Origin of the sequence: Microbacterium sp. (assembly GCF_047971895.1) — a bacterium.
Classification (GTDB): Bacteria; Actinomycetota; Actinomycetes; order Actinomycetales; family Microbacteriaceae; genus Microbacterium.
Genome location: NZ_JBKEAF010000076.1, coordinates 1 through 9113, shown reverse-complemented (window position 1 = coordinate 9113; position 9113 = coordinate 1). Strand labels below are relative to the sequence as shown.

Genomic DNA, 9113 nt, shown 5'->3' with positions numbered 1-9113 from the left:
TCGAAGACCTCGGCCGCCGCCGACTTAGGCTGTCGCTGGGCGCGTCGCGCCCGTCGGGTGAGCGGTGCCACCGCTGCTTGTGCCGCATCGGCAGGTACGAGCTCTCCGGCGGGGGCGATCTCGGCCAGCTCGCCCGCTGGCTCGGCCGGCAGAAGCTCACCGCCGATGACGGCCGCAGGGGCCTCGGTCGCACGGGCCCAGACAACGGTCGGCCGCGCCTGCGCACCCGCCGAACGATTGCGCAGCGCGGCCCGGCTGAGGGGTGCGTCGACCGTCACCGCGCGCGGGGCGCTGTCACGACGCGTGCGGCGCAGGGGCGCGGGCGCATCCTCGGGTGTCTCGAACGGCAAGCCTGGGCTCTCGGGTCTTTCGCGCACGGGGGCAGCGAGCGGTCAGTGGGGCTTCTTCTTCACCTCCGCCGTTCGGGCGGCAAAGGTAACGAATGGGTAAACACTACCGTCGGGACTCTGGGAATGCCATGAAAGCCGCCGATACATCGGCAGCGACGTGCTCAGTCATCGAGTGCCCGCTCGATCCGCGCGAACAGTCCGGGGGCGGCGGCGATCGTCATGGTCGGGCTGGCTGTCTGCCCGCCCGGTCCGCCGAACCGCCCGCCGGCCTCCTGCACGATCAGCCCTGCGGCGGCGTGATCCCACGGGTTCAGGCCGCGCTCGAAGTAGCCGTCCAGCCGCCCGGCGGCGACGAAGCTGAGATCGAGCGAGGCGGCTCCCAGCCGACGGATGTCTCGGGCCAGCGGCATCACGCGGCTCAGCCGTGCGATGTCGCCGGCGTGCGTGGCGGGGTCGTAGCCGAACCCGGTCGCCAGCAGCGCCCCCGCATCCCCGGCCGGCTCCTGCACCTGCAGGCGCTCGTTGCCCACGTGCGCGCCCTCGCCGCGGGCGGCCGTGAACATCTCGCCGAGTGCCGGGGCGAACACGGCCCCGGCGAGGCCCGTCCAGTGCGCCGGGTCGGGGTCGCCGGTCACCGCCGCGATGCTCACGGCGTAGACCGGGATGCCGAACGCATAGTTCACCGTGCCGTCGATCGGGTCGACTACCCACGTGACACCGCTGGCCCCGGTGAGTCCGGGCGCGGCACCGGACTCCTCGCCGAGGAACCCGTCGTCGGGTCGGGCTTCGGCCAGGCGTTCGCGGATCAGCAGCTCGACTTCCCGGTCGGCCTCGGTGACGATGTCGGCGAGCACCGACTTGGTCGCCGCGATCGACACGCCCTCGGATCGACGGCGGTGAGCGAGCTGACCGGCCTCGTACGCGACATCCACCGCCAGTGCCAGAAGCTCCTTCTCGAGACTCATACGCCTCACGGTACCCGTCTACGGTGGACGAATGGATGCCGCAGCCGCCACCCATGACGTCGTCATCGTCGGCGGGGGCCACAACGCCCTCGTCGCCGCCGCCTACCTCGCGCGTGCGAGGCGACGCGTCGTGGTGCTCGAACGCCTCGATCGGGTCGGCGGCGCCGCCGTGTCGCAACGTCCGTGGCCGGGAGTCGACGCCCGCGTATCGCGCTACTCGTACCTGGTGAGCCTGCTGCCGCGCCGCATCGTCAACGACCTCGGGCTGCGCATCGACCTGCGCCGGCGGCGGTACTCGTCGTACACGCCCGACCCGCAGCATCCGTCCCGCGGGGTGCTGATCGACACGATGGATGCCTCCGCCACCGCCGCGAGCTTCGCCCGCACCGTCGGCGCCGAGCGCGAGGCGGACCGATTCGCCGCGTTCGTCTCCCGTCTCGCGCCGCTGGCACGCGCGGTGTTCCCGACCATGACCGAGCCGCTGCCGAGCGCGACCGCGCTGCGCCGCCGCGTCGGCGACGACGCGCTGTGGCACGCGGTCGCTGAGGCGCCGTTGGGCGATCTGCTGCGCGCCTCGCTCGACACCGATCTGGCGCGGGGCATCGCGCTCACCGACGGACTCATCGGCACCTTCTCGTACGCCGACGACCCGAGTCTGCGCCAGAACCGGTGCTTCCTGTACCACGTGATCGGCGGCGGCACCGGCGACTGGGACGTGCCCGTCGGCGGCATGGGCGAGGTCTCGGCGCAGCTCGAGCGCGCGGCGCGTGCCGCGGGAGCCGAGCTGCGCACCGGCGCCACCGTGACCGCGGTCTCACCCGACGGCGAGGTGGCCGTGGACGGCGGCCCGGCGCTGCGGGGACGGCTCGTGCTGAGCGGTGTCGGCGACGCGGTGCTGCACGACCTGCTGCGCTCCGGCGGCACCGATTCCACCGTGGCGCCCGAGCATGCTCCGGAGGGGGCGCAGTTGAAGGTCAACATGCTGCTGCGCCGTCTGCCGCGGCTGCGCGATGCGCACGTGGTGCCGCAGGCGGCGTTCGCGGGCACGTTCCACATCAACGAGACGATGGCGCAGCTCGATGGGGCGTACTCCGCAGCGGAGGCCGGAGGCATCCCTTCTCCCCTGCCGGCCGAGGTCTACTGCCATTCGCTCACTGACCCGACGATTCTCGGGCCAGAGCTGCGGGCGTCGGGAGCTCAGACCATTACGCTGTTCGGGCTGCAGCTGCCGCACCGACTCATGATGGACGGGGTGACGGGCGAGCAGCTTCTGGATGCCGCAGAGCACAGTCTCGACGCGGTGCTCGGCGAACCGTTGCGGCCGCTGCTGTACGACGCACCGGACGGCACGCCCTGCATCGAGGCGCGCACCACCGCCGACCTCGAGCGTTCGCTGGGCATGCGCGGCGGCGACATCTTCCACGGTGCGCTGTCATGGCCGTGGGCCGATGCCGACGCTCCCGGCGAGACGCCGGCCGAGCGCTGGGGCGTCGACACGGCGTGGGACCGCGTGCTCCGCTGCGGGTCGTCCGCGCGCCGCGGCGGCGGCGTGAGCGGCATCGGCGGTCACAATGCCGCCATGGCCGCACTGGAGCTGCTCGGCTGACGGTCTGCCCCGCCGCGCCCGTGCGCGCCAACCCCGCGCTGCAGCTCCCCACCCGCGTTCACCTGTCACGAATCACGGGCGCAGGCCGCAGAACGCGGCAAGTGAGGCCCATACCTCCGGAACCCCGACAGCCGAGCAGCGGGGCTGATAACCCGCACAACGAGCGAAGGCCCCGCTATGCGGAGCCCTCAGACAGAGAGTGGCGAGTGAGGGATTCGAACCCCCGAATGCAATGCAGTCTGATTTACAGTCAGATCCCTTTGGCCGCTTGGGTAACTCGCCAGGTGCGCATCCACCCGACTTGTACAGACGACCGGAGGCGCGATCAGCAATCTTACTCTGTGTTTCACGCCTCAGAAAATCAGGTGCCCGACAGCACTTCGGCGACGAACGCCTCAGTGCGCGCGCGGGTGCCGTCGATACGCCGATCGACGTTCGCCCGTATCTCGGACGGTGCCAGCGGCGCAGCCAGCCGCACGTTCTCGTGGCACGACAGGTCGGCACAGATGTACGTGCCTATGCTGCCGCCCCGGTCGCCGGCACGCCCGGCGCGGCGGGCGCTGAACAGCGACACCTGGTCGCCCGGCTGCATCGTGTGGCACAGATTGCACATCCCCGTTCGCGCCCGCGATCCCCCGTCGGCGGCGCGCAGCACAATGCCCACGGGTGCGCCGTCGTGCTCGGCGATCAGGTACCCTCGGCCGCGTACCTCGGGGTTGCGCCACGCGAGGAAGTCGAGGTGATCCCAGTCGACCAGTGCGAAGTCGAGCGGCAGTTCGACCAGGCGCAGCTCGTCGGGCGGCGCGTTGACGAACGATGCGATCACATCGTCAGGTGTGAGCGGGCGCATCGGCCTCCTCCGGCACACCGGCCCTGCCCCGGATCAGGAAACCGAAGCCGAACGCGATGAAGAACATGAGTACACCGTAGATCGCCGCAGGCAGGCTGAGCTCCATCGCGCCCATGACGGTCTGCGCGATGACGATCGCGAGCGTGGCACTGTGGATGCCGATCTCGAACGACGAGGCCACCGCTGGCGCCGCGCCACCCGGAACCGGCGCGGCACGATGTATCCCACCGCAAGACTGATGAGACAGAACACGACCGTGATGGCCGCCAGGCTCGCGACGTCGTCGACGAGAAGCTGCCAGTTGGTGTTGAGCGGCAGCGTGACGACGGCGACGACCGAGCTGACGGCGGTCAGTGAGATGTTCAGCGCGATGTCGCCGCAGAACAGGTGGCTGCACAGGTTTCACGGCGGTTCCGCCGGGTGAGGCGGCCAGCATCTCCCATTCCGACAGCGCGCCCGATGCGGACAACGTGTGCCACGCACCACCCACAGCCCGCTACTTCACCGCGCCCGCCGTCAGGCCTCCGACGATGTACTTCTGCAGGAATAGGAACAGTGCCATCACCGGCAGGGCTGCCATCACCGCGCCGGCCGAGAACGCGCTCCAGTCGGCGTACCGCGGGTTCGAGACCATCTTGGTGAGGCCCACCGCGAGAGTCTGGTTCTGCGGCTCGATGAGGATGACGCTCGCGATGACGTAGTCGTTGACCGTCGCGATGAACGACAGCAGGGCAACCACGGCCAGGATGGGCGCCGTCAGCCGCAGGATGATCGTGAAGAAGATGCGCGCGTGCCCGGCACCGTCGATCTTCGCCGCCTCGTCGATCGATGCCGGCACAGTGTTGAAGAACCCATACATCAGGTACGTGTTCACCCCCAGCGCACCGCCCAGGTAGACCATGATCAGACCGATGTGGGTGTCGATGCCGAGCGCTGGGAACCAATCGCCGATGGTCGACATGAGCAGGAAGATCGCGACGACCGCCAACAGCTGCGGGAACATCTGCACGACCACGATCGTGATCAGGCCCATGCGGCGCCCGGCGAAGCGCATGCGCGAGAACGAGTATGCCGCGAGGGCGCCGAGGAACACGGTGAGCAAGGCGGTGACGCCCGCCACGATGAGCGTGTTGACGAACCAGTTCGGGTACGGATAGTTCGGGTCGGTGAGGATGCGCGTGTAGCTGTCGAAGCCGATCTTCGCGAACAGCTGATTCGACCCGGTCAGAGTTCCTTGCGGGTTCAGCGACGACGACAGCACAAACACGAGCGGGAACGCAGCGAAGACCACCATCACGACGCCCACGATGTGCCGCCACCCGGTCGCGCGGAACCAAGGACCGAACCCCTTCGGGCGGCTCTCGTAGAAGTCGGCGTCAGCGCGGGCAGACTGTTTTCGAGCCATCAGTTCAGATCCTCCAGCGCCTTGGTCTTACGGAAGCTGATGATCGAGATGACGGCGACGATGATGAAGATCAGGATCGAGAACGCCGCGGCCAGACCGTAGTCACGGTTCTGGCCCGTGAAGGCGACCTTGTAGACCATTGAGATCAGGATGTCGGTGTGCCCGACATTGATGCTGGCCGACGAGTCACGTGGCCCGCCGTCTGTGAGCATGTAGATCAGGTTGAAGTTGTTGAAGTTGAACGCGAACGACGCGATCAGCAGCGGCGCCACCGTCACCAGCAGCAGCGGCAGCTTGATCAGCCGGAAGATGCCCCACGGTCTCGCGCCGTCGACGGTCGCAGCCTCGATGACGTCGTCAGGTATCGACTGCAGCGCTCCCATGCACACGAGGAACATGTAGGGGAAGCCGAGCCACAGGTTGACGATCAACACCGAGACCTTGGCGAGCAACGGGTCGGTGAGCCACGGCACGGATGCGCCACCCAGGAGCACCTGGTTGATGAAGCCGAAGCTCTCGTTCATCATGCCCGCCCACACCAGTGCCGACAGGAACGACGGGAAGGCGTAGGGCAGGATCATGAGGATCCGGTAGAACTTGCGCCCGCGCATGCGCTTGTCGTTGAAGACGATCGCGAGGAACAGTCCGAGGAAGAACGTCGTGGCCACCGACAGGGCGGCGAAGACGAACGTCCACAGGGTGACGTAGACGAGCGGGCCGCGGATGCCTTGTTCGGTCACCGCGCGCACGAAGTTGTCGAACCCGACGGTGATGGTCCAGCCGGGGCAGATCTGCGCGCCGTCGTCGGCGGTGAAGGCGCCCACGCCGATGTCGCGATAGACCACGCCCGTCTGCGTATCGGTCATCGTACCGGCATCGGCGTCGTACTCGAGCGTCGACACGTACTGGTACGCACGCTGCCCGTCGGGGGTGCGCAGGGCACCGTCGTTCGGGTCGTCCGAGACCGGGACTGCCAGCGCGATGACGGCGTCCTGGTTGGCCAGCACGGAAGCGAAGTTCAGCGACGTCCAGCCGTCGGCGCTGACGGCGACCCCGCCGTCGAACTGCGCATCGACCGGCTCGAGGGGCGCCTCCTCGGTGCCCAGCAGCGCCTCCCCCGAAGGATCGGTGACGAGCAGACCGAACGTGCCGAGCTGCTCGACGACCGTCACCGGGTACACCGGCGAGTCCGGCACCCGCTCGAGCGCGGAGGCCATCAGCGCCGAGACCGCCTGCTCCTTCGACCCGTTGTGGCCGGTGCCGTAGTTCGTGAAGCCGATGTAGGCCGTGTAGCCGAGGGTGAAGATCTGGAAGAGGACGAGGAAGAAGACGCCGGGCGCCAGGTACTTCGCCGGCAGCTTGCGCCGCGACAGGTAGATCCAGTTCAGCAGCCCCGTGACCACGATGACGATGCCGATCATCGCCCACTCGCGGAAGCCGAGCAGGACGAAGATCGCGAACACCGCGAGCGCGTCGAGGATGCCGAGCAGCACGATCTTGACGATCCAGGTGCGCAGGCCCTGACCGGCGACCTCGGCGATCCCCGCAGCCTGACGGGACCGCTTGGTCGGGCGCTCGATGCCGCCGTCCGTCTTCTCCGTGAGCGCGTCACTCATGGGCACCGCTGCCTCTCCCTGGCCGCGGCGCCCCGAAGGCACCACCGTGTGCCGCCAGACTCTGCCGCAAGATCATGCCGCCAGACTATTCCACCAGGCTCTTTCACCAGACGATGGGAACCCGTACCCGACCGCACGTGGCGAGCCGGGCACGGGTCACCGTCTTGACTATCCGATGGCGTTCGTCACGTCGTCGACGAGCTTCTGCCAGGTTGTCTGCGGGTCGGTGCCGTTGATGATCACGGCCTGGGCGACACCCCAGAACTCCCACACCGAGCCCATCTGCGGGATCGCCGGCATGGCGACGGCCTCTTCACCGACGGCGGCGAAGCCGGCGATGATCGGGTCGGACGACGCGGTGTCGGCAGCGGCCTTCAGCGCGGGGAGAATGTCGCCCGACTCGTAGAGCGCAACCTGGACCTCTTCGGTGCCGAGGTAGTTGACGAGGAAGTCGTTCGCGGCGACCTTGTTCTTCGACTCCTGGCTGAGGTAGAAGCCCTTGACGCCGGCGAACGGGGCCGCAGCGTTCGAGGTGGGGCTCGGGACGGTGTCGATCGCGACGTTGATACCGGCGTCGACAGCGGTGCCGACGTTCCACGGGCCGGTCAGCCAGAAGGCGGCCGTGCCATCGAGGAACGACTGCTTGGCGATGTCTCCGTCGATGTCGGTGTTGAACACGCCGGTGCCGTTCTTGCCCTGACCGCTCAGCCACGAGGCGAACTCGAAGCCGCCCTCGCTGCCCAGTTCGAGCTTGCTGGCGTCATAGCCGCCCGTGGCGTCGAGGCCGAAGACCGGGGCGTTGAACGCCGTCTGGAACGGGTACAGGTGGTATGGGTTGCCCTCGGCACCCTGCTCGACGACGAACGGCTGGTCGAGGCCGGCGGCCTGACCCTTGGCGATCATGTCGTCGAAGCTCGTGGCGGCCTCGGGAACGAGGTCGGCGTTGCGCAGCACGGCGATGTTCTCGACGGCGTACGGCAGCAGATAGGTCGTGCCGTCGTAGGTGGATGCCTGAACGGCGACGGGCAGGAACTGATCCGCGGTCTCGCTCAGCTCGATCGGTGCGACCACGCCGTTGGTGGCGAGCTCGCCGACCCAGTCGTGCGCGCCCATGGTGATGTCGGGGCCACGACCCTGCGGGACCTGCTGGATGAAGTCGTCCTTGATGGTGTTGTTGTCCTTGGAGACGAGGTCGACCTTGATGCCGGTCTTCGCCTCGTAGTCCGCGGCGACGCCCTGGAGCGCTGCCACGCGCTCTGCGTCGACCCAGACGGTCAGCGAGCCCGTCGACACGGTCTCGGTCGGAGTCGTCCCGCCGTCGCCGGCGCAGCCGGCCAGGAGGACCATGCCCCCTGCGGCGAGGATGCTGAGTCCCAGTGCCGCCTTCTTGTTCACCTTCATCGGGTGCCTCTCTTATTGATGTCACGCTGCGCAGAAGCCACCGGCTCCGACGCTGTGACCGCGTGTGTGCAAGCGCTTACATTCTGCACGCTCCTCGCCTTTCACGCAATACGGACATGCGCGTGCAAGCGTTTACACTCCGTGGCCCGTCCGGACGCGGCATCCACCCCACGGGTAGACTCCTGTGCCATGGCAGACTCCAGTTTTGACATCGTCTCGAAGGTCGATCAGCAGGAAGCCGACAACGCGCTCAACCAGGCACGCAAAGAGGTCGAGCAGCGCTACGACTTCAAGGGCACCGGCGCATCGGTCGAATGGAGCGGTGAGGCGATTCTCATCAAGGCGAGCACCGAAGAGCGGGCCAAGGCGGTGCTCGACGTGTTTCAGTCGAAGCTCATCAAACGCGGCATCTCGCTGAAGTCGCTCGAGACCGGCGAGCCTGTCGCCAGCGGCAAGGAGTACCGCATCACCTCGACGATCAAGAACGGCATCTCGTCGGAGAACGCAAAGAAGATCTCCAAGCTCATCCGCGACGAGGGCCCCAAGTCGGTCAAGGCGCAGATTCAGGGCGATGAGCTGCGGGTGCAGTCCAAGTCGCGCGACGACCTGCAGGAAGTGCAGCGGATGCTGAAGGCCGCCGACCTCGAGGTCGACCTGCAGTTCGTGAACTACCGCTGACGACGCGCGGACGGCGTGAATCAGCGGGCGATCATCGCATCGACCCAGCGCCCCAGTCGCGCATAGGCCGCCTCCCGGGCATCGTGCCGGGAGAGGAACACGTCGTGCAGCGCGCCGTCGATGCGCTCCACAGTGACCGAGGATCCGAGCTTGAGGGATGCCTTGGCGATGTCGTCCACGACCAGCACCGTGTCGGCGCGGGTGAGCGCATCGCTCCACCGGGTCGGGATCGCCGTGTGCGC

At 68.0% G+C, this 9113-nt stretch carries 8 protein-coding genes, 1 tRNA gene and 2 pseudogenes; 2 read left to right on the top strand and 9 right to left on the bottom strand.

Features of this window, described 5'->3' with window-relative positions; all coding sequences use genetic code 11:
- Positions 1 to 350, bottom strand: a pseudogene (locus ACK5IN_RS06330) (hypothetical protein); the annotation flags it as partial.
- Between the two features lie 161 nt (positions 351 to 511).
- Positions 512 to 1315 (bottom strand): inositol monophosphatase family protein, encoded by an 804-nt coding sequence (locus ACK5IN_RS06325; protein ID WP_416895354.1) that lies wholly within the window; start codon positions 1313 to 1315, stop codon positions 512 to 514.
- A 31-nt stretch (positions 1316 to 1346) separates the two neighbouring features.
- On the opposite strand from ACK5IN_RS06325, the gene ACK5IN_RS06320 reads away from it, so the two are divergent.
- The gene (locus ACK5IN_RS06320; protein WP_416895353.1) at positions 1347 to 2921 is read left to right on the top strand and encodes a phytoene desaturase family protein; all 1575 of its coding nucleotides are present in this window, start codon (positions 1347 to 1349) and stop codon (positions 2919 to 2921) included.
- A gap of 200 nt (positions 2922 to 3121) precedes the next feature.
- On the opposite strand, the gene ACK5IN_RS06315 is transcribed toward ACK5IN_RS06320, so the two are convergent.
- The 6 genes from ACK5IN_RS06315 to ACK5IN_RS06290 form a co-directional block, all read right to left on the bottom strand.
- Positions 3122 to 3203 (bottom strand) — tRNA-Tyr (locus ACK5IN_RS06315).
- 79 nt (positions 3204 to 3282) lie between these two features.
- Positions 3283 to 3771: an FBP domain-containing protein gene (locus tag ACK5IN_RS06310; protein ID WP_416895352.1), complete on the bottom strand. Its 489-nt coding sequence runs from the start codon at positions 3769 to 3771 to the stop codon at positions 3283 to 3285.
- A complete protein-coding gene (locus ACK5IN_RS06305) occupies positions 3752 to 3952 on the bottom strand; it encodes a hypothetical protein (protein ID WP_416895351.1) in 201 nt (66 codons plus the stop codon). The genes ACK5IN_RS06310 and ACK5IN_RS06305 overlap by 20 nt, the downstream gene beginning before the upstream one ends.
- Positions 3953 to 4267: 315 nt before the next feature.
- Positions 4268 to 5176: a sugar ABC transporter permease gene (locus ACK5IN_RS06300; protein WP_416895350.1), complete on the bottom strand. Its 909-nt coding sequence runs from the start codon at positions 5174 to 5176 to the stop codon at positions 4268 to 4270.
- Positions 5176 to 6792 (bottom strand): ABC transporter permease subunit, encoded by a 1617-nt coding sequence (locus ACK5IN_RS06295; RefSeq protein WP_416895349.1) that lies wholly within the window; start codon positions 6790 to 6792, stop codon positions 5176 to 5178. The genes ACK5IN_RS06300 and ACK5IN_RS06295 overlap by 1 nt, the downstream gene beginning before the upstream one ends.
- A gap of 168 nt (positions 6793 to 6960) precedes the next feature.
- Positions 6961 to 8193: a sugar ABC transporter substrate-binding protein gene (locus tag ACK5IN_RS06290; protein ID WP_416895348.1), complete on the bottom strand. Its 1233-nt coding sequence runs from the start codon at positions 8191 to 8193 to the stop codon at positions 6961 to 6963.
- 189 nt (positions 8194 to 8382) lie between these two features.
- Between ACK5IN_RS06290 and ACK5IN_RS06285 the strand changes: the two genes are divergently transcribed.
- Complete coding sequence (locus tag ACK5IN_RS06285) at positions 8383 to 8871, top strand: YajQ family cyclic di-GMP-binding protein (RefSeq protein ID WP_416895347.1); 489 nt, start codon at positions 8383 to 8385, stop codon at positions 8869 to 8871.
- A gap of 20 nt (positions 8872 to 8891) precedes the next feature.
- Here ACK5IN_RS06285 and ACK5IN_RS06280 read toward each other — a convergent pair.
- Positions 8892 to 9113, bottom strand: a pseudogene (locus ACK5IN_RS06280) (alpha/beta hydrolase); the annotation flags it as partial.